Annotated in this window: 21 protein-coding genes and 1 riboswitch; of the genes, 20 read left to right on the plus strand and 1 reads right to left on the minus strand. The window is 36.7% G+C overall.

Annotated features, from left to right (window positions below; translation table 11 throughout):
• The first annotated feature begins 20 nt into the window (after positions 1-20).
• The 6 genes from DLD54_RS04140 to DLD54_RS04165 all read left to right on the plus strand — a co-directional run bounded on the left by DLD54_RS04140 (position 21) and on the right by DLD54_RS04165 (position 5,817).
• Positions 21-1,940, plus strand: coding sequence for an acyltransferase family protein (locus tag DLD54_RS04140; RefSeq protein ID WP_109918334.1), 1,920 nt, complete (start codon positions 21-23; stop codon positions 1,938-1,940).
• A gap of 12 nt (positions 1,941-1,952) precedes the next feature.
• A complete protein-coding gene (gene rnz / locus DLD54_RS04145; RefSeq protein ID WP_109918335.1) occupies positions 1,953-2,894 on the plus strand; it encodes a ribonuclease Z in 942 nt (313 codons plus the stop codon).
• The gene (locus DLD54_RS04150; protein ID WP_109918336.1) at positions 2,887-3,681 is read left to right on the plus strand and encodes an SDR family NAD(P)-dependent oxidoreductase; all 795 of its coding nucleotides are present in this window, start codon (positions 2,887-2,889) and stop codon (positions 3,679-3,681) included. The genes rnz and DLD54_RS04150 overlap by 8 nt, the downstream gene beginning before the upstream one ends.
• A gap of 8 nt (positions 3,682-3,689) precedes the next feature.
• Entirely contained in the window at positions 3,690-3,911 is a 222-nt protein-coding gene (locus DLD54_RS04155; protein ID WP_109918337.1) for a lipopolysaccharide assembly protein LapA domain-containing protein, read from the plus strand.
• A 109-nt stretch (positions 3,912-4,020) separates the two neighbouring features.
• The gene (gene rpmF, locus DLD54_RS04160) at positions 4,021-4,212 is read left to right on the plus strand and encodes a 50S ribosomal protein L32 (protein WP_038522462.1); all 192 of its coding nucleotides are present in this window, start codon (positions 4,021-4,023) and stop codon (positions 4,210-4,212) included.
• Positions 4,213-4,269: 57 nt separating this feature from the next.
• Positions 4,270-5,817, plus strand: a complete 1,548-nt coding sequence (locus DLD54_RS04165) for a bifunctional metallophosphatase/5'-nucleotidase (protein WP_109918338.1) — start codon at positions 4,270-4,272, stop codon at positions 5,815-5,817.
• Between the two features lie 36 nt (positions 5,818-5,853).
• Here the strand turns inward: DLD54_RS04165 and DLD54_RS04170 are convergent, their stop codons facing one another.
• Complete coding sequence (locus DLD54_RS04170; RefSeq protein ID WP_038522468.1) at positions 5,854-6,060, minus strand: YjzD family protein; 207 nt, start codon at positions 6,058-6,060, stop codon at positions 5,854-5,856.
• Between the two features lie 107 nt (positions 6,061-6,167).
• Between DLD54_RS04170 and DLD54_RS04175 the strand changes: the two genes are divergently transcribed.
• The 14 genes from DLD54_RS04175 (at position 6,168) to der (ending at position 21,472) form a co-directional block, all read left to right on the plus strand.
• Complete coding sequence (locus DLD54_RS04175) at positions 6,168-9,296, plus strand: DNA polymerase III subunit alpha (RefSeq protein WP_109918339.1); 3,129 nt, start codon at positions 6,168-6,170, stop codon at positions 9,294-9,296.
• A gap of 160 nt (positions 9,297-9,456) precedes the next feature.
• Positions 9,457-10,416: a 6-phosphofructokinase gene (pfkA, locus tag DLD54_RS04180; protein ID WP_109918340.1), complete on the plus strand. Its 960-nt coding sequence runs from the start codon at positions 9,457-9,459 to the stop codon at positions 10,414-10,416.
• 28 nt (positions 10,417-10,444) lie between these two features.
• The gene (gene pyk / locus DLD54_RS04185) at positions 10,445-12,214 is read left to right on the plus strand and encodes a pyruvate kinase (protein WP_109918341.1); all 1,770 of its coding nucleotides are present in this window, start codon (positions 10,445-10,447) and stop codon (positions 12,212-12,214) included.
• A 178-nt stretch (positions 12,215-12,392) separates the two neighbouring features.
• Positions 12,393-13,277, plus strand: coding sequence for a CvfB family protein (locus tag DLD54_RS04190; protein WP_109918342.1), 885 nt, complete (start codon positions 12,393-12,395; stop codon positions 13,275-13,277).
• Positions 13,274-14,173 (plus strand): site-specific tyrosine recombinase XerD, encoded by a 900-nt coding sequence (xerD, locus tag DLD54_RS04195; RefSeq protein ID WP_046327083.1) that lies wholly within the window; start codon positions 13,274-13,276, stop codon positions 14,171-14,173. The genes DLD54_RS04190 and xerD overlap by 4 nt, the downstream gene beginning before the upstream one ends.
• A gap of 8 nt (positions 14,174-14,181) precedes the next feature.
• Positions 14,182-14,538, plus strand: coding sequence for a hypothetical protein (locus tag DLD54_RS04200; protein WP_046327084.1), 357 nt, complete (start codon positions 14,182-14,184; stop codon positions 14,536-14,538).
• On the plus strand, positions 14,535-15,275 hold the full coding sequence (locus tag DLD54_RS04205) for a segregation and condensation protein A (RefSeq protein WP_109918343.1): 741 nt from the start codon (positions 14,535-14,537) through the stop codon (positions 15,273-15,275). Before DLD54_RS04200 ends, DLD54_RS04205 begins: the two co-directional genes overlap by 4 nt.
• The gene (gene scpB / locus DLD54_RS04210) at positions 15,265-15,873 is read left to right on the plus strand and encodes an SMC-Scp complex subunit ScpB (RefSeq protein ID WP_109918344.1); all 609 of its coding nucleotides are present in this window, start codon (positions 15,265-15,267) and stop codon (positions 15,871-15,873) included. The genes DLD54_RS04205 and scpB overlap by 11 nt, the downstream gene beginning before the upstream one ends.
• Complete coding sequence (locus tag DLD54_RS04215) at positions 15,873-16,592, plus strand: pseudouridine synthase (protein ID WP_109918345.1); 720 nt, start codon at positions 15,873-15,875, stop codon at positions 16,590-16,592. Before scpB ends, DLD54_RS04215 begins: the two co-directional genes overlap by 1 nt.
• Before the next feature lie 27 nt (positions 16,593-16,619).
• Positions 16,620-16,734, plus strand: a riboswitch (FMN riboswitch).
• Positions 16,735-16,821: 87 nt separating this feature from the next.
• Positions 16,822-17,502, plus strand: coding sequence for an ECF transporter S component (locus tag DLD54_RS04220; protein ID WP_046327088.1), 681 nt, complete (start codon positions 16,822-16,824; stop codon positions 17,500-17,502).
• A 103-nt stretch (positions 17,503-17,605) separates the two neighbouring features.
• Positions 17,606-18,097 (plus strand): LysM peptidoglycan-binding domain-containing protein, encoded by a 492-nt coding sequence (locus DLD54_RS04225; protein ID WP_046327089.1) that lies wholly within the window; start codon positions 17,606-17,608, stop codon positions 18,095-18,097.
• Positions 18,098-18,148: 51 nt separating this feature from the next.
• Complete coding sequence (gene cmk / locus DLD54_RS04230; protein WP_109918347.1) at positions 18,149-18,823, plus strand: (d)CMP kinase; 675 nt, start codon at positions 18,149-18,151, stop codon at positions 18,821-18,823.
• A gap of 72 nt (positions 18,824-18,895) precedes the next feature.
• Positions 18,896-20,101: a 30S ribosomal protein S1 gene (gene rpsA / locus DLD54_RS04235; RefSeq protein ID WP_038522505.1), complete on the plus strand. Its 1,206-nt coding sequence runs from the start codon at positions 18,896-18,898 to the stop codon at positions 20,099-20,101.
• Positions 20,102-20,161: 60 nt separating this feature from the next.
• Positions 20,162-21,472: a ribosome biogenesis GTPase Der gene (gene der / locus DLD54_RS04240; RefSeq protein ID WP_038522508.1), complete on the plus strand. Its 1,311-nt coding sequence runs from the start codon at positions 20,162-20,164 to the stop codon at positions 21,470-21,472.
• Positions 21,473-21,615: the final 143 nt, after the last annotated feature.

Genomic DNA, 21,615 nt, shown 5'->3' on the forward strand with positions numbered 1-21,615 from the left:
ATAGAAAAGTTTTGAAAGATATGACAAAAAATCGGTTTATTACAGGATATTCTGGACTTAGAGCTTTGGCGGTAATCGGAGTGATTTTATATCACTTTGACCCTAATACTTTTGTGGGCGGGTATCTTGGTGTACCGATTTTCTTTGTTTTGTCTGGATATCTTGTTACGTGTCAAATACTAAAGTCTTATGAAGAAAAAGGCTTTTATGATAGTAAAAAGTTTTATTTAAGCAGGCTGAAAAAAATTTATCCGCCACTGATTGCGGTACTATGGTTTTCAGCTGCTTATATTATTTTATTTCAACGCAATTTACTGGCTAAACTAAGTCAGATTGTGGTGGCTAATCTGCTTAACGTTTATAATTTCTGGCAAATTCTCAACGGGCAAAGCTACTTTGAGCGCTTTGCAGTCAATGAATCGCCATTTGTCCACCTATGGACTATGTCAATTAACGGTCAATTTTACCTGTTGTGGCCAGTAGTTATTTTCTTACTGGTAAAGTATGGTAAAAAAAGAAAATATATTTTTAGTATTATTTGCACTTTGTCCATTCTTTCAGCTTGTGAAATGGCACTAATGTATAAATCGGGTGTTGATATTAACCGAATATATTATGGCACAGATACCAGGTTCTTTGCACTGGGCTTGGGAGCAGCTTTAGCGGTAATTTGGCCACTAAACAAACTAAAAAGCAACATTAAAACTAGTGATACTATTACTTTAGACCTGATAGGCTTAACAAGTCTTATTGGTATTTTAATTTTGTTTTTCAATCCAGCCATGAATCCGGAAAGTGATTTTCCTTATTACGGTGGGATGCTGTTATTTACCATATTTGTTACTCTGCTTGTCGGTGTAACAGCTCATCCTGGCTGCCACTGGAATAACTGGTTGACTAATCCCATATTCAATTGGCTTGGCTCACGCAGCTATGAAATTTATCTCTACCAATTTCCAGTGATGATTTTCTTTGAAGATAAAGTTTCTAACATGGCAGATCATGTTCAACTTTATCATTTGCTAGAGTTAATTTTAATTCTTATTTTCAGTGAATTATCATACAGGTTGGTAGAAAAACCTCTGGGCAAAATTTCTTGGCTGAAACTGAAACAATTTTGGCGGCAGGTTTTTGCTAAAAATACCCGTAATTATCTGCTTCGGGCACAAGCTATTTTGGCAAGCTTAATTTTTCTAATTGGAAGTATCGCAATTCTTGTTTCCCCAACAGTTAAAGCCCAAAATTTCAATCAGACGCAACTTGCGCGGAGAATTAGAGCTAATTGCAAAGAGCAAGAGAAAAATAATAAGGCACTAATTGCTAAGCGCCAAAATGTTAGCCCCAAAGAACAAAAAAAGGCTAAACTATTGAAGAAAGCTGAACGTGCTGCTAAAAAGCATCCTGTTAATAAATCATTCATGAAATATGGTATCTCACAAACTGAGCTGCAATTGGCGCGTAAAGTTGAACTCACAGCAATTGGTGATTCAGTTATGGCGGGGTCCAGCGATGATTTAAACCGTTTAATGCCTAAGGCCGTGATAGATGCGGCAATTTCGCGGCAGCTAAGTGTTTCTTTTAGCTTGCTTAAGCATTATAGAAGTAAAAATGCACTGGGTAAAAATATTTTGATTGGTTTAGGCACTAACGGTCCATTTAAAATGGCAGATCTAAATGAGCTCATGAAGCAAATAGGAAAAAAGAAACAAGTATTTTGGATTAATACTTATGTACCAAATAAACCGTGGCAAAATGAGGTTAATAGTTTATTAAATGAAGCAGCAAAAAAATACCCTAATTTTACTGTTATTGATTGGTATTCGAATGCCAGACAGCATCCAAATTGGCTTTATGAAGATAAAACGCACCCAACGCCACTGGGATCAAAGCACTATAGTGCTCTAATTGTTAAACAAATTGTTGAAAAAGCTAAGTATTAGAATGGGAAGAGTATGGAGTTACAATTTTTAGGAACTGGAGCAGGACAACCGTCTAAGAAACGCAACGTATCAAGTATTGCGTTAAAAATGCTCGATGAAATTAATGAGATTTGGTTATTTGATGTTGGTGAAGCTACCCAACATCAAATTTTGCGTACGAATATCAGACTACGCAAAGTAACCAAAATATTTATTTCTCATAATCATGGTGATCATATTTTCGGATTGCCGGGATTACTTGCGACCAGATCTTTTCAAGGAGATGTTGGTCCAATCACAATTTACGGTCCGGCTGGATTAGAAGAGTTTGTTAGAACAGCCTTAAAAGTTTCACGCACTAAAATTAGTTATCCGATCAAATTTATGGTTTTAGAAGAAGGAGGACTCATTTTTCAAGGTAACGGTTTTAGGGTATATGCGGAAAAGTTAGCTCACCGCGTTCCTAGTTTTGGTTATCGAGTTGTCGAAGATAATCGACCGGGTGAACTTTTAATGGATAAATTAGCGCAATATAATGTACCTAACGGACCATTACTTGGTAAACTAAAGAATGGTGAAAAAATTACCCTAGATAATGGTACTATATTAGATGGTAAGGACTTTTTAGGACCTAATAAGGCGGGTAGAGTAGTGACAATTATTTATGATACTCGTGCTACACCGGCAATTGCCCAGTTGGCGCAAAATGCTGATGTGCTGGTTCACGAATCAACTTTCGCTGGCAATGAAGCAAATTTAGCTCATTCATATTATCACTCCACTGCTGTTGAAGCAGCAAAAATTGCGCGTGACAATGGTGTTAAACGTTTGTTTTTAAACCACATCTCTGCTAGATATTTAGGTGCTAAAGCCAAAAAATTAGAAAACCAAGCCCAGAAGATTTTTCCAAACACTAGGTTGGCTAATGATTTTGATCGAATTGTAATTCCGATGAAAGGTGAGAAAAATGAGTGATTCTCTGAGAAATAAGGTAGTTGTAATAACTGGTGCATCTAGTGGAATAGGACACTCTATTGCTTTAGAAAGTGCTGGTAGAGGAGCTACAGTGATTTTAATTGCCAGAAATGAGGCAAAATTAGCAAAGGTAGCTTCAGAAACACACGAATTGTCCGGCGCTCCAGCTTATACAATTGTTGCTGATATGAATCATAGTGATCAAATTGATGCTGCGTTTAAACAAATAGTAAAGTTAACCAAACACGTTGACTATTTAGTTAATTGTGCTGGTTTTGGCAAATTTGAAAATTTTTTAGAATCAAATCGTCACGAAGTGACGGCAATGTTCCAAGTCAATGTTTTAGGTTTAATGTATTTTACCCGTCTAGTTGGTCGTTTAATGATAGATCAAAAAGCAGGTCAAATTGTTAATATTGGTTCGATTGCCGGCAAAGTCCCTACAGTAAAATCAGCAGCTTACAGTGCGTCCAAAGCGGCTGTCATTCAATTTTCTAATGTACTGCGGTTAGAACTAAAACCTTTTGGCGTCAAAGTGATGACTGTGAACCCGGGCCCTGTTTATACTAATTTCTTTAATATTGCTGATAAGAGTGGACATTATGCTGAAAACGTTCAAAGATTTATGCTTGACCCAGATGATGTTGCTTGGCAAGTAGTTCATTTCTTTGGTAGTAACAAACGTGAACTTAACTTACCGGTTAGCTTAGGCATATTGGCCAAATTATATAATCTATTTCCCACCATTGGTGATAAATTATCACTTAAGTTTGCTTCAAGAAAGTAGTGCAAAATATGAAAGACACAGGCAGGCAGATTAAACTCATTTTTACTTTAATTTTGACATTATTAGCAGTAATATTTGTGGTTTTAAATACCGATAATGTTGCTATCAATTTTGGCTTGTTCAAATTCAAGCTGCCCTTAATCATTATTTTAGTATTAATGCTTATTATTGGAGTTCTAATTGGTTATTTTTGGGGATCTTATGGACATAATCAAAACAAGAATAACTAATATAGCTTGATTTATTCGGGATACAATAGTATCATTAACAAACGTGAAGTATTTTGGGTACTTTTAAGTAACTAAAATCGTAATTCTACAAAAAAGGAGATCAATTTAAATGGCTGTTCCTAAAAGACATACTTCTAAGCAAAAGAAACGTTCACGTCGTGGTCATATTAAGTTAACTGTGCCAGCAATGCATTATGATGCAACTACTGGAGAATATCGTTTGAGCCACCGCGTTTCACCTAAAGGATATTACAAAGGTCGCCAAGTAGTTAACCAAACTAACTCAAGCGACAACCAATAATTAAAAGACACCAAAAATTAGGTGTCTTTTTTTATTTAGAAAGATGAACATGCTGAAATGAAACTGGTTTTCTTGCACACAAGTGATATTCATGGCTACATTATGCCTACCGATTATCAGAATAAAAATGACTATTCTGCTGCTTTTGGTCTCAGCCTAGTAAGCAGTCTAATTGAAAAAGAACGTCAAAAATATGGCCCAGACAATGTGATTGTGACCGATGCCGGAGATTTTCTTCAAGGCTCACCGCTTGCTGCCTATGTTCATGAAGCTAATAACAGCTCTGTGTTAAAAAAATTTGCAGATTTTTATAATGAGATTGGTTATGATGCAAGGTGTCTCGGCAATCATGACTTTAATTTTGGTCAAGATTATTTAAAAAGCTATCTGGAGTATAATCAGTCACCATTTTTAAACAGCAATATTTTATCTCGTAAAACGGGTCGGTCAGCTTTTGGTCAGAGTTATGTTATTCTGAATAAAAATGACTTAAAAATTGGTCTTATCGGTATTACGACCCAGAGAATACCATTTTGGGAGCCTGCAGACCATATTACAGGCTTACAGTTTGAATCTGCCTTTACTCAGGTTCAAAAAATAGCCAGAATTTTACGTCCGCAAGTTGATGTATTAGGCGTTTTGTACCATGGCGGGTTTGAAGCCGATCTAAAAACTGGTAAGAGAACCGAACCAAAAACAGGTGAAAATGAGGGCTACCGTATCTTACAGAATATTCCAGAAATTGATGTAATGCTAACAGGTCACCAGCACCGCAAGTTAAAGCTTATTTCAAATAATACTGCTATTGTTCAACCGGGCTACAAGGGAGAATGTGTTGCCAAAGTAGTAATGGATATTGCTGATAAGAGTAACAAAATTCAACACATGTCCGTGGAATTATTGGATAGCAAAAATCATGTTCCCGACAATAAAATTATAAATTTAGGCTCTAGTTTGGATAAAAAAACACAATTGTGGCTGGATCAACCAATTGCTCACATAGAAAAACCAGCTTTAATAAAGAACGCTGAACAGGCCAGAATTAATGGGTCTGACTTCATCAATTTAATTCAAAATATGCAACTATATTTTACCAAAGCTGATATTTCTGCAACAGCACTAATGAGTGAAACGGCTCAGGGATTTAACAAAGATGTAACTATGCGTGATATTTTACTAAATTATCCGTTTGCCAACCAATTGTGCAAGGTTAGGTTGACAGGTAAAGAATTACGTAATATTGTTGAATACTCCTTAAAATTTTTGACAAAAGATCAGACTGGAAAAGTAGTTTTCAAGCCTAAGTATAAAAACCTGCTTTTTAATTTTGATGTGTTTTATCCGTTGACTTATGAAGCAGATATTTCTAAGAGTCAGGGCAGTCGCCTAACTAAGTTGGAATTAAACGGAGTACCAATTGTAGCTGAAAAAATGTATCATCTTGCCGTAAATAATTATCGGGCAATGGGCGGTGGTTTTTATCCAGAATATTCACCAGATAAAATTGAAACTATTTTGGATAAAAATTATGTAGAGATGTTTCAGGAATATTTACAAAAGAAAAATATTATACTGGATTCAACGCGAAATTATTATTTTAAGTAAACGAAAAAGCCATTAGTCTTAAAACTAATGACTTTTTTATTTGAGTTTAGAATATTTGCTTTTATCTTTATGAGAGTGAGCTGTGATCGTAGGAATGATTGCCGCAAATAGCAATCCGAAAATCAAACCAACAATGGCAGCTTCTTTTAAATTAAAAACATTTTGCGTTAATGGAGCAGCGATGAAACCTACAATTAGCATGTAAACCACGCTCCAGCAAATAGTCACGATATAACGACCCATAGTGGTTCCTTCTTTCATACACATGAATTTTAACAAAAATTATGCACGTTTTCAATCCAGAAGATAGCTTTTTGGTATACTAATTTATAGGGAAGGTGGCTGCAAAAATGAAATATGCTGCTCTGCAAAATCTTAGTGCTTTCACGCTTTTAGAAAGTCCTATAAAGATCAAAAACTTATTGAATACCGCTAAAAATTTAGGCTATGATGCCGTAGGGCTAACGGATATTAATGTCACATACGGTCTAGTTAACTTTTACGAAGTAGCACAAGAGGTTGGTATTAAGCCGCTTTTAGGGATGCAGTTGAGACTTAATGGACTAATTGATAGTGCGCATAAATATGATTTAATAGCATTTGCTAAAACAGATGAAGGCTACCGCAATATTTTACGATTATCAAGTAGGATCAATCTGCTAACTGAAAATGGTACTAATGACAAAATCCTGACTCTAGAAAACTTAACTAAAGATTTAAATGAACTGATTTTTATCACACCTGCAAATACACATAGTGAGTTACTTAATTTGCAGCTGCAGAATGAAAACTTGGGCACTGATTTCATCCGGCATTTAATTAGTTTGGTGCCAAAGACCAGTTCATTATATTTAGGCGTTTACGGCAGCAATTCACAAAAAAATTATATTCAATACGTCACGCAGATTGCTAAGCAGTTTGACTTACCCCTTGTTAGTGTTGAAGACACATGCTACTTGAAACCGCAGGATCAATTTTTGCGCAAAACTTTGCAAGCTATTAAAAAAGGCGCTGTAATGCAGGATATTTCTGAGTTGGCAAAACAAAAAGGCTCACATTACTTACCTTCAGTTCAGGAGATAAGTGACCGCTATCATGAGCTTAATTTGGATGATGCTCTAAATAATACGGGCAAAATCGCTGATGCTTGTACTGCCAAAGTGGTTTTTCAAACACCTGTTTTGCCAAAATACAAACAGGATCAGTTTGCTAACTCAAAGGATTATCTTAATTCTTTAGCTCAACAAGGTTTGCAGGACCGTTTTCATGGGCATAAAATACCGCTAAACTATCAAAAACAGCTGGACTACGAGTTGCAGGTTATTGACCAAATGGGCTTTAACGATTACTTTTTAATAGTTTGGGATGTGGTAAATTATTGCCACCGCTCCGATATAGTCATGGGACCGGGACGCGGCTCTGCCTGTGGCTCCTTAGTTTCATATTCACTGCGCATCACGGAAGTTGACCCTATACAATATAAATTATTGTTTGAACGGTTTTTAAATCCAGCAAGACACGAAATGCCAGATATTGATTTAGACATACCTGATAATCGCAGAGACGATGTCATCAAATACATGTTCACTAAATACGGTATGGACCATGCGGCACAAATTCTTACCTTCGGTACTCTGTCCGCTAAACAAGTTTTGCGGGATACGGGACGCGTTTTTGGCTTGCAAGAAATGCAAATGAGCAAATGGTCAAACAGCGTACCTTTTTCTAAAGGTAAAATCACTTTGCAAGAAGCATATCAGGGATCAAAGAAAATGCAAATGCTAGTGAATGCCAGTGCGCAAAATAAGCTGCTCTTTGAAACGGCAAATGGTTTGGAAGGATTACCGCGGCACTATTCTATTCACGCAGCCGGTCTAGTCCTTAGTGATAATTCTATTGCTGCGATTGCTGGATTACAATCTGGTCAGTTGGGCATACCTATCACTCAGCAAACAAAGAAATATGTCGAATCTCTGGGATTATTAAAAATAGATTTTTTAGGTCTCAGAAATCTTACAATTTTAGGGGATACGGAAAAATTAATACGAACACAAGGTAAAAAAATCGATTTTAATAAAATACCTTTAAATGATCCCCAAACCTTAGCAATTTTCCAAAAAGGGGAAACCGAGCTGGTTTTTCAGTTTGAATCAAGCGGGATCAGAAACGTGTTGCGTGAATTGCATCCTGACAACTTTGAAGATTTGGTCGCTGTTAACGCTCTTTACAGGCCAGGTCCAATGCAAAATATCAAGACTTTTATAGCCAGAAAAAAGGGCAAGCAGAAAGTAGCGTATCCAGATCCAAGTTTAAAACCAATTTTGGCTTCAACCTATGGCGTTTTAGTGTACCAAGAGCAAGTAATGCAAACAGCTCAAGTTTTAGCAGGTTTTTCTTTAGGTGAAGCCGATATCTTGAGACGTGCAATGTCAAAAAAGGACCAAAGCGTTATTGAGAAAGAAAAATCGCGCTTTATTTCCGGTGCTGTCAAAAAAGGCAAAACTAAACAAGTAGCGGCCAAGGTTTATAACTATATTGAGCAATTTGCAAATTATGGCTTCAACCGCTCCCATGCCGTAGCCTACACTATGATTGCTTTTTGGTTAGCATATTTGCAAGTTCATTATCCTGCTGAATTTTATGCGGCCATGCTTAATTCAAATACTGGTAACCAAAATAAGTTAATTGAATATGTGATGAAGGCACAAGGTGACGGGGTAAAAATTCTGTCTCCTGATATTAACAGAAGTACCTTAAATTATCAGGTGATTGACGGTAAAATTTTAGTCAGTTTGCGGGCAATTAAGGGTATCAAGATTGATTTTCTGAAGGAAATAATCAAGAAAAGACAGAATGGCAAATTTAAGTCTTTGAGTGATTTTTTGCGAAAAATTGATCCCAAGTTCATTCAAACCAAGGTAATACAATCAATGATTAAGGCTGGCTGTTTTGATCAACTTAACTCTAATAGAAATGAGTTATTACAAAATAGTACTGAAATAGTTGAAAACGTCAAGTTAACGCAGGGAAATCTCGCACTTGCTGAAAGCTTAGGCGGAGCACCTATTGAGCCGGCTAAAGCACCAACTAAACAGGAAAAAGCCCGCATGGAAGAAGAAGCCCTGGGTTTTTCCACTTTAACTTCGCCATTATTAGCGGTACAAAAATATGCGCAAAAATTTAATGCCAGACCTTTAAGTGATTTTGAAATCCATGAGTCAGGCATAACGGTGGGGAAGCTGTTAAATTTAAAACTAATTAGAACCAAAAATGAGCGAACCATGGCGTTTGGCAGCTTTGCGGATTCAAGCAGTAAGCAGGATATTGTTATTTTTCCTAATGTTTATGATAAAATTCAATCGAATTTAAAGGAAGGTGGAATTTACTTATTAGGTATTAAAATACAGAATGACCGTATTGATTCCAGTAAAAAACAGTATGTATTGACAAATTTAAAGGTTGTCAACTTCAAAGAGTGATTTTTGCGTAAACTTGAGCAAGTAGCTGTTGTTAACGCTAACATCGAAAAAGACTGTTAAATCAAGAATTTAAATCATTTTTTGTGAGATTTTTTCCTGAAAGAATGTTAAAATTTAGGTGATGTGAGAAATTACACAATAATCTTGATGAGGTGAATTCATGAAACGAATTGGAATTTTAACGAGCGGTGGCGACGCTCCAGGTATGAATGCAGCCGTAAGGGCTGTTACAAAAACCGCTATTCATCACGGGCTTGGTGTTGTTGGTATTCGTTATGGTTTTGCCGGCCTTGTAGCAGGTGACTTTGTTACATTAACTGCTGAAAACATTGACCATATGATTAATTCTGGTGGTACTTTTCTTTACAGTGCCCGCTATCCCGAATTTGCACAAGCAGAAGTGCAAAAGAAGGGTGTTGAACAATTAAAAAAGCACGATATTGACACTATAATTGTAATCGGTGGTGACGGATCATATCATGGTGCTTTGGCATTAACACGTTTGGGTATTAATTCAATTGGGTTACCGGGTACTATTGATAATGATATCCCGTATACTGAATATACAATTGGTCTTGACACTGCCTGCAATACTGCAATGGAAGCTATTGACAAAATCAGAGACACTGCCAGCAGCCATCATCGCGTTTTCGTAGTTAACGTTATGGGACGAGATTGCGGCGATATTGCTATGCGTGTAGGTCTGGCTTCCGGTGCTGATGCAATTGTTGTTCCGGAAAGAAAATACGATATTAAGGCAATTGCCGAAAGATTAAAGCGCGGCTTTAAAGATGGCAAAGATAATGGTATTATCGTGTTAGCTGAAGGTGTCATGAATGCTGCTGATTTTAGAACAGAGCTTTTAAAATACGGTGACTTTGATTGTAGAGCAAATATTTTAGGTCACATGCAACGCGGTGGTTCACCAACCCTTTTGGACAGAATTAATGCCACAAAAATGGGTAACTATGCGGTTAAATTACTTCTCGATGGTAAAGGCGGTTTAGCTGTCGGCATGGAGAATGGTCAATTAGAAACCCACGATATTCTGGACCTGTTTGATGAACAGCACGCCAGTGAACAGTCTTTACTTGACATTAATGAAGAAATGACTAAATAATAGTCGATTTTGGGGAGATTTTTAAATAATGAAGAAAACTAAAATTGTTAGTACCTTAGGGCCAGCTTCAAATGATATTGAAACTATTACAGCTCTGGCTAAGTCAGGCGTAAATGTATTTCGTTTCAACTTTTCACATGGTGACCATGCTGAACATCTTTCACGGATGAAAATGGTTCGTCAAGTTGAAAAAGAAACTGGTTTAGTACTTGGTATTGCTTTAGATACCAAAGGTGCTGAGATTAGAACCACTGATCAAGAAGGTGGCAAGTTTACCATTAATACTGGAGACCAAATTCGTGTATCAATGGACGATTCTAAACCGGGTAACAAGGACATGATTCATGTTACTTACGAAGGTCTTTATGGTGATACCCACGTTGGTGGTCACGTTTTAATTGACGATGGTTTAGTTGACTTATTAATTAAAGAAAAAGACGAAGAAAAGAAAGAATTAGTTTGTGAAGCTCAAAATACTGGTGTTATCGGTTCTAAGAAGGGTGTTAATGCACCTGGCGTTGAAATTCGCCTCCCAGGAATTACTGAAAAAGATGCTGATGACATTAAGTTTGGTTTAGCTCATGGCATTAACTTTATCTTTGCTTCGTTTGCACGTAAGGCGCAAGATATCCTTGATATTCGTAAGTTGTGTGAAGATGCTGGTTGTGACTACGTTAAGATTTATCCTAAGATTGAATCACAAGAAGGTATTGATAACGCAGACGAAATCTTGCAAGTTTCAGATGGTTTAATGGTTGCTCGTGGTGACATGGGTGTAGAAATTCCATTTATTGATGTGCCATTTGTTCAAAAAGATTTAATCAAGAGAGCAAACGCACTTGGTAAGCCTGTTATTACTGCCACCCAAATGCTTGATTCAATGCAAGAAAATCCTCGTCCAACTCGTGCTGAAGTTTCAGATGTTGCCAATGCAGTTCTTGATGGTACTGATGCCACTATGCTTTCTGGTGAATCAGCAAATGGTTTGTACCCAGTTAAAGCTGTTTCAGCAATGGCTGAAATTGATGAAAGAACTGAACGAGAACTTCTTAAGCGTAACACTCTAGCTCTGCAAAGATTTGAAGAATACAAGGGTTCAAACGTTACTGAAGCTATTGGTGAATCAGTTGTGCGGACTGCACAAGAATTAGGTGTTAAAACCATTATTACTGCAACTAATTCTGGTTATACTGCAAGAATGATTTCCAAGTACCGTCCAAATGCTAACATTTTAGCTTTAACTTTTGACGAGAAGATCCAACACTCACTTGGCATTTCTTGGGGTGTTCAACCTTTGCTTACTGAAAAACCTGCTTCTACTGATGACATGTTCGAAGTAGCAGCTAAAGTTGCTAAAGAACAAGGTTATGTTCAAGATGGTGATTTAGTAATCATTGTTGCTGGTGTTCCTGTTGGTGACTCAGGTACAACCAACTTGATGAAACTCCAAATTATTGGTAGCAAATTAGCTCAAGGATTAGGAGTAGGCAACGGTTCAGTTGTTGGTAAAACAGTTGTAGTTAACAGTGCCGAAGAAGCAATTAGCAAGACTAGAGAAGGAGACATCCTTGTTGCCAAGACTACTGACCCTGATTACATGCCAGCGATCAAGAAGGCTTCCGGTTTAGTCGTTGAAGCTTCCGGCTTGACCTCACATGCTGCTGTGGTTGGTTTATCATTAGGTATTCCAGTTGTTGTTGGTGTTAGTGATGCAACTGAAAAGATTGGTAGTGGAATTACTATTACTGTTGATGCTCGTCGTGGTGCTATTTACCAAGGTGAAGTTTCAAATCTTTAATTAAGTTCATTTGTCAAAATAGCCAGTGGTTGTCACTGGCTATTTTGTTTTGAGTTAAATACACTAGGCAATGATACAATAGATATTACTAGTAAAGTCAAATGACTATTAGAGCTAAATACTTTGAAAATGATATACTTGTTTAAAGATCCCAATTTTAGATTTAGGAGAGAAAATTATGCTTGGCACCATCGCAGCTGGTAAAATTATTGATCAAAATGAAAATTCTTTTTTCGTGCAAATTGATGGTATTACTTATGAATTAAAAAGAAAAGAAATCACGCAGGAAGAAAAGCCTAAACTGGGGGATGAAATCAAGGGCTTTTTATACGACGATAAACAACATAATCGTGAAATGACCCAATTCCTGCCGTTTGCTCAAAAAGACCAATATGGTTGGAGTAAGGTCACAGCAGTTAAATATGACCTCGGAGTTTTCGTGGATATTGGCTTGCCGGATAAAGATGTTGTAATATCTCTTGATGATTTACCTTTTAATAAAGATCGGTGGCCTCGCCCAGATGACCAGCTTTTAGTTCATTTAGAAACAGATGAAAAGGATCGTATTTGGGCAAAGCTGGCTGATGAAAATATCTTTGAACAGCTTGCTGCTCATTTTCCAGATGACATGAAAAACAAAGATGTTTTTGGAACGGTCTATTCTGCACGTGAAGTAGGAGCTTTTGTGATTACAAAAGAATATTATCTTGGTTTTGTTCATCCTTCAGAAATGGCTCGTCCCCTGCGCTTAGGTGAACAGTTCAAAGGTCGGGTAGTTGGTATCAGTCAGTATGGTAGGTTAAACTTAAGCAGTTTACCTCGTGCTTTTGAAGAAATTGATGATGATGCCCAAATGGTTTTAATGAGTTTGCGGCGTAAAAGCGACAAAATGTTGCCTTTTTACGATAAATCAGATGCTCAAGATATTAAAAATTATTTTGGCATTTCCAAATCTGCTTTTAAGCGTGCATTGGGACATTTGCTCAAAAATAATTATATTGTTGAAGACAAGGATGCAGGTACAATTACTTTAATTAATGATCCTGAAGATGTAGCAAAATGAACAATTTAACAGAACAAGTTGAAGATTATTTAAGATACAGCCAAATTGAGCGCGGTTTAAGCGCGAACACCATTACATCTTACAGGCAAGACTTAACTGCTTTTATCAATTTTTTAAAAAAAGAGCATTTAAAGACTTGGCCAACTAAAGCTCTTGACATTGATGCCTTTTTGGCTCAACAGCGTGATTTAAATAAAGCCACCAGTTCAATTAGTCGGTTAATTTCTAGTCTGCGTAAATTTTATCAGTGGCTGGTAAGGCAAAACATTCAAAAAATCAATCCCATGCTGGAAATAGATTCTCCCAAAAAAAGGCGCTCTTTACCTGTAGCTCTCACAGTAGATGAAATCAATCATTTGCTTGATCAACCTAATACCAATAAGAAACTGGGTTTGCGTGATCGGGCGTTACTTGAAACTTTATATGCAACTGGAATTAGGGTGAGTGAATTAATCAACCTCAAGTTTAACGATCTACATGAAGAACTAAAGTTGATCAAAGTTTTCGGTAAGGGATCAAAGGAACGGTTAATTCCAATAAGCGAAGTAGCTTTGTCCTGGATAGATAGTTATAAGGAAAAAGTACGGGATCCGTTAATATTAAAAGTAGGCCAAAACTGTGACTTTATTTTTCTTAATAGTCGCGGTACCGCTTTAACAAGGCAGGCAGTCTGGCAAATTATTAAAAAATATTGTAATATGGCTGGTATTCAAAAAAATGTTACCCCTCATACTTTAAGGCATACTTTTGCTACGCATTTACTAGAAAATGGAGCGGACTTGCGTGTAGTTCAAGAAATTTTAGGTCATTCAGACATTAGTACCACCCAAATTTACACCAATTTGTCGCAGAAGCATATTTTACAGGTGTACGCAAAAACTCATCCCCGGACATAGGTGATTAAATGTTAATTGAATGTAAAAATGATAAAGAAAAAGTAGCAATGGGCTTGTTGTCATATTTACCTGATTTTAAAAACCTTGCTAACCTTAAAGATGAAATTCATTTAAACAAGAATAGCAATGAATTTCATCTATACCTTTATCGTGCTCAGGATCCCAATTTTGTGGGCGTAATCGGAACCCAAGCGAATAAGCAATTTGTAGTTATCCGCTATCTTTCGTTTGCTCCTGATTATCGTAAGGAAAAGTATGTGGCACAAGCAGTCAATGAATTGGCCCAGGCTAATCCGCAAAAAATTATTACTGCTGTTCCTGAATATATTGAACTGATTAAATATCTTAAAAAGGACACGAGATAATGAGTGAAAACCTAACTTTGGAATTACCTAATTTTGAAGGCCCTTTGGACTTATTGCTGCACCTAATCAAAGTCCAAAAAATTGATATTTATGATATTCCGATTGCTCAAATTACCAGTCAATATTTGGCCTATTTGCAAGAAATGCAACAATTAAATCTCAAAATAGCAGGAGAATACTTTGTGATGTCTTCAATGCTTTTGCGCATTAAATCTCAATCATTATTACCGCATAATGATTTTGCAGATGAAAACGAAGAACAGGAAGATCCGCGGGATGAATTAGTGCAGCAACTAGTAACCTACTCAGTATTTAAAAAGGTTTCAGCTTATTTTAGAAAAAGAAACGAAGAAGTTCCAATTACTGCTGCTAAGGAAGAAAGTGTTCCCCAAAATAAAAAGATTCAGCCTTTACCAAAAGGGCAGATCACAGCTACGGAATTAACCAATACTTTTATAGTAATTTTGCAACGAATGAAAATTAGGCAGCCTGATATCGTTTCGGTTAATGTAAACGAAACCTCTGTAGCAGAAATGGCTCATTTTTTACAAAAAAAGTTAGCTAAACATCAGACCGTCAGTTTTTTTTCGTGTTGTAAGGAAATGAGAACCTTATCCGATGTGATTGGCTTATTTTTAGCATTACTTGAACTATGTAAGAAACAACAAGTAAAAGTGCTACAAAAAAGGACTTTTGGCGATCTTTGTTTAGAAAGAATTGATTGTGATGACAAGTAAAATAGCGCAGTTAGAAGCACTATTATATGTAGCTGGTGATGCTGGTATTACAGATGTAAATTTATGTGAACTTTTGCAAATTACCAAGCCTGCTTTGCGTGAACTGACCAAAGAATTACAAAAAAAGCTGCTGGAAAATGCTGATTCAGGTCTTCAAGTACAGCATATTAATAACAACTATAAATTAACTACTCGTCCCGAAATGAGTATGATCATTGAGCACTTTTTTCAAAAAGATTTAACAAAAAGCTTGAGTCAATCTGCACTTGAAATATTGTCGATTATTGCTTACAAGCAGCCTATAACCAGAATAGAAATTGATGAAATTAGAGGCGTTAATTCCTCTGGTGCGCTGCAAACATTAATCTGGCGCGGGTTAGTTAAAATAGATGGTAAAAAAGAAGCTCCCGGCCACCCAAACTTATATGTGACCAGTGACTACTTTTTACAATATTTTGGTTATCACAGTCTGGCCGACTTGCCCTTAATTGAAGACTTTGAGGATGAAAGTGTAAACGCTGAAGGCGAAATAGATTTATTTGCGGCCAAGGGACAGGCTGATAAAAATATTGCAAAAACTCAAAAAGGAGAAAAATAATGGTTTTAGAACGGTTGCAAAAAGTAATTGCGGAAGCTGGGATTGCTTCACGCCGCAAGGCCGAAAAAATGATCGTAGAAGGACGAGTGACGGTTGATGGGAAAGTCGTTACTCAGCTAGGAACTAAAGTTAACACTTTTAGCAGCGTTACTGTTGATGGCGAGCCGATTGAGCGTGAAAGTCTACATACTTATTTGTTTTATAAACCACGCGGCGTAGTTTCTACTGCCAGTGACGATAAAGGTAGGAAAACAGTAGTTGATTATTTTAAAAACTTACCGTACCGGCTATATCCAATCGGAAGACTTGACTATGACACTTCAGGGTTGCTGCTGATGACTAATGATGGAGAATTAGCTAACTTGTTAATGCACCCACGTAATAACGTGGCCAAGGTTTATGTGGCAAAAATAACAGGTCAGCTTACGCCTGAAGAAATCGGTCAACTGAAAAATGGTGTCAAAATTGATCGGCATAGATGTGCACCTGCCAAAGTAAAAATCATTAAGACCGATCGCAAAAAGAATAACCAAATTGTGCAGTTAACAATTCATGAAGGACAATATCATCAAGTCAAAAGAATGTTTAAGTCTGTAAACCATCAAGTTAAAAAATTAGCCCGTGAAAAATATGCTTTTCTAACTCTTGATTCTTTAGTTTCTGGCACATATAGAGAATTAACTCATGAAGAAGTTGACAGATTAAAGGACGTAGATTAACATATATGTGGAAATTAAAAATAAGTTTGTTGTCTTCATGGCAGGGTGAAAATCCCGACCGGTGGTGTAAGTCCACGACCCACGATAGTGGTGGAATCTAATGAGATACCGATAGTTAAAGTCTAGATGAAAGAAGACAGACTAAACTAAAAGCCAAGATCTATAGCTTACTTTTACATGGTCTGTTGCTAGGAGCAACAGACCATGTATTTTTTTGGAGGTAAGAATCTTGCATAAAAAGAAATCTAGTAATTTAGCTAACATAGTAGCCTATACTTTAATTGGAACGATTGCATATATATTAATGCTGCTTGAATTTCCGCTACTGACTAGTTTTTTAAAATTTGATTTTTCAGACGTGGTCATTACAATTGGTACATTTTTGTTTGGACCTGGACCTGGTGCGTTCATTGCATTTGTGCGGATGTTAATCAATTTAATTTATAAGGGCTTTGCTTTACCAAGTATAGTTGGACAAACTGCAGCTTTTCTTGCTTCGCTTTCTTTTGCTTTGCCATTTTATTATTTAACTAAAAATATTAGTAAAGATGAAAAGAATTTCTCGAAAAAATTTTTACAACCAATAGTAGGAATTGTTCTGGGAATTGTGGCGATGACTATAGTTTTATCCGTACTCAATGCTCTAGTGTTAACACCTTTTTATGCGGTAACTACAGTTCCTAACTTACCGGCAATCCATGGCTATACTGGTTTGCTTGCCTTTACAGAAAAGGTTTATTTAGGTCAATTGTTACATATTCCTTCTATGAGTGCTTATATTTTTGGCATTATTGTGCCATTTAATCTGTTAAAAGGAACCATTAATGGTGTAGTTGTTTACTTATTATTTGAAACAGTTTTACGAACATTTAAGCCTTTTGTACGCAGAAACTTTAATTTAAAAAATTAATATAGTGAAAAACCAAAATCAGTCTATTAAATGACTGATTTTTTTGTCCACTTAAATAGCAAATATGCTAAAATTAAGCAGGTTAGGTAAGGAGGTTTTCACGATGAATCATAATCAAGAGGGTCCATATCATCATTATGAACGTCCTCAGGAATCAAGGGTCAGGACATATAAGTCTGTATCAAAAGGCTGGCTTGCCCTAATAGTTTTGTTGGTTGTTGTTTTAGTAGCTCTTGTTCCTGTAGTTCATCATTTGGCTGGAAATAATAATTCTGCCAGCAAAGTTGTTGAAGTACGTAAAACAAGTAAAAAAACAATTAAGCATACCAAAGCTAAAAACTTGCCTGCTAAAAATAAAAAAGTTATAAATAAAAGTAAAACTAAGACTAAAACTGAGACAAAGTCAAAGAAAAAATCTCAGACTAAGCCTCAAAAGAAACGTGCAGTTGTAAAACAATACGTTGTAAAAAGTGGTGATTCGTTAACAAGTATTGCCAACCGATTTAATATGTCTGTAGGCTATTTAGCACAGTTAAATCAACTTGATCCCTATAGTCAAGTTGATATAGGACAAACATTAAAGATTAGACAATAATAATATAGAAAGGAATAGGGACTAATAGTCAATAGTCCCTTTTTTATTGGAATGCAAGTAGCAATTGATGGTCCAGCATCTGCTGGTAAAAGTACAGTAGCAAAAATTATCGCTCAAAAGTTAAATTTCACTTATATTGATACGGGGGCAATGTACCGCGCATCTACGTGGTTGGCGCGGGAACACAAACTTAGTTATGGTGATGAAAAGGGCATATTGGCTGCTATTGATCAGGAAAATATTGAACTGAAGTCTGTTGCGGGTCAACAAAAGGTTTTTGTGGGTACAAAAGATATTTCACAAGAAATTCGCACGCCAGATATTTCAGCTCATGTTTCTCAAGTATCAGCTCTTGCTGGGGTAAGGGAAAAGATGGTCAAATTACAAAGGCAGATGGCTGGCAAAATGAATGTGGTGATGGACGGGCGTGATATTGGTACCACTGTTTTACCAAATGCTGCTGTAAAAATCTTTTTGATTGCTTCTGCTCATTCCCGTGCTGAAAGAAGAATGAAGGACTTTAAAGAGAGAGGCATTAAAGTAGATCAATCACTTGCAGAAATTGAACATGATATTGCGGAAAGGGATTATAAAGATTCTCATCGTAAAATCTCACCATTAAAAAAAGCACAGGACGCTATCGAAATTGACACGACTGCAATGACGATTGAGCAAGTTGTTAATGCAATTTTATTTGAAATTAAAAAAAGTCAAAAAAAACTATAAAAAAGGGGATAAAACAGTAGAAAAATCTCTAACTTTCATTTAAAATTAGAGTATGATATTGGGAGGTAAATAATGTCAGAAAACAGTAATCAATTTTTAGATGCATTAAAGCAAATGCAAGGAGTTGAGGTCGGAGATATCGTAGATGTTGAAGTATTAGACGTTGAAGAAGGTCAAATTGATGTTGGTGTCGTAAATGCCGGCGTTGAAGGTGTGATTCCTCGTCGTGAATACACTTCAGATCGCAATGTTGACCTACGTGAAGCCGTTAAGCCAGGCGACAAGTTCAAAGCTTTGGTTTTGAGAAAAGCTGGCGGTGACAAAGAAAACGGAGAATTCTTCTTCTCAGTTACCCGCTTAAAGGAAAGAGAAGCTTACGATGAATTACAAAAGGACTTCGAAGAAGGTAAGACTATCGAAGGTACTGTAACTTCATCTGTACGTGGTGGTTTGTTAGTTGATGTTGGCACAAGAGGTTTCTTGCCAGCTTCACTGATTTCTAACCGTTACGTTTCAGATCTTAAGCCTTTCATTGGCAAGACCATGAAGCTTAAGATTACCGAAATTGATCCAAGTAAGAATCGCTTAATTCTTTCTCACAAGGACTTAATTGAAGAAGAACGTGAAGAAGCTTTTGATAAGGTAGCATCTCAATTAGTTGTTGGTGATGTTGTTGAAGGCAAAGTTTCTCGTTTAACTAATTTCGGAGCTTTTGTTGATGTTGGTGGTGTTGACGGTTTAGTCCACATATCCGAGATTTCATATAAGCATGTTGATAAGCCAAGCGATGTTTTGAAGGCTGGTCAAGATGTTAAAGTTAAAGTAATTGGTATTGATGATGATAGACATCGCATCTCCCTTTCGATTAAGCAAACTGAACCTTCTCCATTCGAACAAGCCACAGCTGACTTACACGAAGGAGATGTGTTTGAAGGCGAAGTAAAATCTTTAACTAACTTCGGTGCCTTTGTTGAAGTAGCTGATGGCATTCAAGGTTTGGTACATGTTTCAGAAATTTCTTATAAGCATGTTGATAAGCCAAGTGATGTGTTAAAGGTTGGTCAAACAGTTAAAGTCAAAGTTTTAAACATTGACCCTAATGAACGTCGTATTTCACTTTCAATGAAGGCCGCTGAGCCTAAGAGTTCTGAAAATGAAGGCAACCAATCACACGGTTCATACAATCGCAATTCGGTTAACAAGAAATACATGAACAATGATGATAACGGCTTTGCTTTAGGTGATATCATAGGTGACCAATTAAAAGATCGTCGTTAATTTTTAATGAAAAGACCGACTTTTTAAGTCGGTTTTTTTATTTATGAAGGAGGCTGAAAAATGGTTTTACCCGTTGTTGCAATAGTTGGACAGCCAAATGTTGGTAAATCAACGCTTTTCAACCGGATTATTAATCAACGTTTAGCAATAGTCGAAGATAAGCCAGGTGTAACTAGAGATCGCAATTATGCTCAAGCAGAATGGCTGGGTCATAAATTCGATTTAATTGATACTGGTGGCATAACTTGGTCAGGCAGTAATATTGAAGAAGAGATTAGGGCCCAAGCAGAAATAGCGATTGAAGAAGCTGATGTAATTGTCATCTTAACCAGCGTGACCAACCACTTAACTAGTCTTGATGAACGAATTGCGCAAATGCTTTATCAAACTAAGAAGCCGGTAATCTTAGCCGTCAATAAGGCTGATAATCCTGAACAGCGCATGGATATATATGATTTTTACAGCTTAGGATTTGGTGAACCTATCCCAATTTCAAGTATTCATGGGACTGGTATTGGTGATTTGCTGGATCGCATTGTTGCTAGCTTGCCGCAGGATTTAGATCAAAACGAAAACAAACAAATATCTTTTAGTGTTATTGGTCGACCAAATGTCGGAAAATCTTCCATTGTAAATCAACTTGTGGGAGAGAAACGGGTCATCGTTAATAACGAAGAGGGTACTACCCGTGATGCAGTAGACACGCCGTTTGAAACGGCTGATGGTACTAAATTTAGAATCGTGGACACAGCCGGTATCAGAAAAAGGGGCAAAGTTTACGAAAAAACTGAAAAGTATTCAGTTATGAGAGCGATGGGCGCTATTGAACATTCCGATATAGTTTGTTTGGTACTGGATGCCGATACCGGTATCAGAGAGCAAGATAAGCACGTTGCGGGTTATGCCCATGAAGCAGGACGCGGCATCATTATCGTGGTCAATAAATGGGATCTACCAAAAAAGAATAGCAATAGTGCCAAAGAGTTTGAGCAAACTATTCGAACAGAATTTCAATATTTAGATTATGCTCCAATTTTATTTGTTTCAGCTAAAACCGGACAGAATTTGGCAAAAATTCCAGAAATGGTTAAGCAAGTTTATCGCAATCAGCAGCAAAGAATTAAGTCAAGTGTATTGAATGACTTGCTTTTAGAAGCAAGTAAGTTAGTTCCTACACCTATGATTAAGGGTAAGAGACTGCGTGTTTATTACATGACTCAAGTTGCTACTAATCCGCCCACTTTTGTTGTTTTTGTGAATGACCCTGAATTAATGCACTTTTCTTATGAGCGGTTTTTAACTAATCAGTTAAGGGCCAACTTTGACTTTTCTGGAACGCCAATTAAAATTATTCCACGTAAGAGAAAATAGTTTGTATCTAGCAAATGCATAAAAAACACATTTTTAGATTAAATTGCTTGTTGTAGCAGGGCTTTTGTGCTATTTTGAATTCAAGGAAATAGTGATCTAGATAATCATTTATTCCTTGTTCCTTTGTTGAGGAACTAGTTAGG

It is taken from the genome of Lactobacillus helsingborgensis, from assembly GCF_003173695.1.
GTDB classification, from domain to species: Bacteria; Bacillota; Bacilli; order Lactobacillales; family Lactobacillaceae; genus Lactobacillus; species Lactobacillus helsingborgensis.

What these genes read in the sequence shown, in the direction of transcription:
- DLD54_RS04140 (WP_109918334.1), top strand. Translation starts at nt 21, where the DNA reads ATGACAAAAAATCGGTTTATTACAGGATATTCTGGACTTAGAGCTTTG.
- rnz (WP_109918335.1), top strand. Translation starts at nt 1,953, where the DNA reads ATGGAGTTACAATTTTTAGGAACTGGAGCAGGACAACCGTCTAAGAAA.
- DLD54_RS04150 (WP_109918336.1), top strand. Translation starts at nt 2,887, where the DNA reads ATGAGTGATTCTCTGAGAAATAAGGTAGTTGTAATAACTGGTGCATCT.
- DLD54_RS04155 (WP_109918337.1), top strand. Translation starts at nt 3,690, where the DNA reads ATGAAAGACACAGGCAGGCAGATTAAACTCATTTTTACTTTAATTTTG.
- rpmF (WP_038522462.1), top strand. Translation starts at nt 4,021, where the DNA reads ATGGCTGTTCCTAAAAGACATACTTCTAAGCAAAAGAAACGTTCACGT.
- DLD54_RS04165 (WP_109918338.1), top strand. Translation starts at nt 4,270, where the DNA reads ATGAAACTGGTTTTCTTGCACACAAGTGATATTCATGGCTACATTATG.
- DLD54_RS04170 (WP_038522468.1), bottom strand. Translation starts at nt 6,060, where the DNA reads ATGGGTCGTTATATCGTGACTATTTGCTGGAGCGTGGTTTACATGCTA.
- DLD54_RS04175 (WP_109918339.1), top strand. Translation starts at nt 6,168, where the DNA reads ATGAAATATGCTGCTCTGCAAAATCTTAGTGCTTTCACGCTTTTAGAA.
- pfkA (WP_109918340.1), top strand. Translation starts at nt 9,457, where the DNA reads ATGAAACGAATTGGAATTTTAACGAGCGGTGGCGACGCTCCAGGTATG.
- pyk (WP_109918341.1), top strand. Translation starts at nt 10,445, where the DNA reads ATGAAGAAAACTAAAATTGTTAGTACCTTAGGGCCAGCTTCAAATGAT.
- DLD54_RS04190 (WP_109918342.1), top strand. Translation starts at nt 12,393, where the DNA reads ATGCTTGGCACCATCGCAGCTGGTAAAATTATTGATCAAAATGAAAAT.
- xerD (WP_046327083.1), top strand. Translation starts at nt 13,274, where the DNA reads ATGAACAATTTAACAGAACAAGTTGAAGATTATTTAAGATACAGCCAA.
- DLD54_RS04200 (WP_046327084.1), top strand. Translation starts at nt 14,182, where the DNA reads ATGTTAATTGAATGTAAAAATGATAAAGAAAAAGTAGCAATGGGCTTG.
- scpB (WP_109918344.1), top strand. Translation starts at nt 15,265, where the DNA reads ATGACAAGTAAAATAGCGCAGTTAGAAGCACTATTATATGTAGCTGGT.
- DLD54_RS04215 (WP_109918345.1), top strand. Translation starts at nt 15,873, where the DNA reads ATGGTTTTAGAACGGTTGCAAAAAGTAATTGCGGAAGCTGGGATTGCT.
- DLD54_RS04225 (WP_046327089.1), top strand. Translation starts at nt 17,606, where the DNA reads ATGAATCATAATCAAGAGGGTCCATATCATCATTATGAACGTCCTCAG.
- cmk (WP_109918347.1), top strand. Translation starts at nt 18,149, where the DNA reads ATGCAAGTAGCAATTGATGGTCCAGCATCTGCTGGTAAAAGTACAGTA.
- rpsA (WP_038522505.1), top strand. Translation starts at nt 18,896, where the DNA reads ATGTCAGAAAACAGTAATCAATTTTTAGATGCATTAAAGCAAATGCAA.
- der (WP_038522508.1), top strand. Translation starts at nt 20,162, where the DNA reads ATGGTTTTACCCGTTGTTGCAATAGTTGGACAGCCAAATGTTGGTAAA.